This window comes from Fructilactobacillus sp. X2R5C3 (assembly GCF_059901325.1).
Genome location: NZ_JBWXUY010000076.1, coordinates 1 through 234 on the forward strand (window position 1 = coordinate 1; position 234 = coordinate 234).

Genomic DNA, 234 nt, shown 5'->3' on the forward strand with positions numbered 1-234 from the left:
GTTCTATTTGCAGCATTTCAGCGACACGATTCACTTCTGCATCGATCTCATCCTGAGGCATCTTACGAATCTTCAAACCGAAAGCGATATTACCGCGTACCGTCATGTTTGGATAAAGCGCGTAAGACTGAAATACCATCGCGATATCGCGATCTTTAGGTTCAACCTGCGCTACATCTACACCATCAATCACAATCTCACCCGAGCTAATATTTTCGAGCCCAGCGATGGTGT

At 45.7% G+C, this 234-nt stretch carries 1 pseudogene; it reads right to left on the minus strand.

Annotated features, from left to right (window positions below):
• Positions 1-193 (minus strand): annotated as a pseudogene (locus AC6UDE_RS07225) (sugar ABC transporter ATP-binding protein); the annotation flags it as partial.
• Positions 194-234 lie beyond the last annotated feature (41 nt).